Origin of the sequence: Chryseobacterium hagamense, assembly GCF_007991455.1 — a bacterium.
GTDB lineage: Bacteria > Bacteroidota > Bacteroidia > Flavobacteriales > Weeksellaceae > Chryseobacterium > Chryseobacterium hagamense.
Window position 1 is genome coordinate 1 of sequence record NZ_BJYJ01000098.1, and the last position, 593, is coordinate 593.

Annotated in this window: 1 protein-coding gene; it reads right to left on the reverse strand. The window is 37.6% G+C overall.

What is annotated here, in order from left to right:
• Positions 1–16: 16 nt before the first annotated feature.
• Positions 17–593: IS630 family transposase (locus CHA01nite_RS20390; protein WP_228458485.1), on the reverse strand; the 577-nt coding region annotated here is incomplete at its 5' end.

A 593-nucleotide genomic window follows, 5' to 3' on the forward strand; every position in this document is an offset into this window, starting at 1 on the left:
AAGTACTAGGTCACAATTAGTTTACATTAAATTTTGAAAAACGAATATTTAAATGTGTTCCTATATTTGCCATGCATCTGTTTACGGAATAGAATAAAGTATCTTTTTCAAGATAATCTTCAGGATATAGCCATTCTGTTTTCAGCTTGCGCCAGAGCGTTTCTGCAATGTTCAGATGGGGAGAATAAGGTGGCAGAAAGAAGATAAATAGTCCTCTCTGTTCCCAACGGGCTCTATTCTGCTTTACTAGTCTTGACCGATGAACAGAAGCATTATCCAAAGCCACTACCGTTTTTTTCTGTATCTCAAAGGATAAATCTTCCAGAAAATTGACTACAAATTCACTGTTGATGTTTTGCTCGCTCATCTTCCAATGGCATACATTGGAGCGGTTGATCATTCCAAAAATGTTTGTTTTATAGCCTTTTTCTACATAGACAGCCACTTCTTCACCGGGGAACTGCCATCCGTAAGGAACATAGCCCTGGCTGCTTACATGACTTTCATCTGCATAAAACAAATCAATCATTCCATGATTTTCAAGGTGTTCCAATTCCTGAAGATCTAATTTTTTGCAGATGTACAGTTCTTCG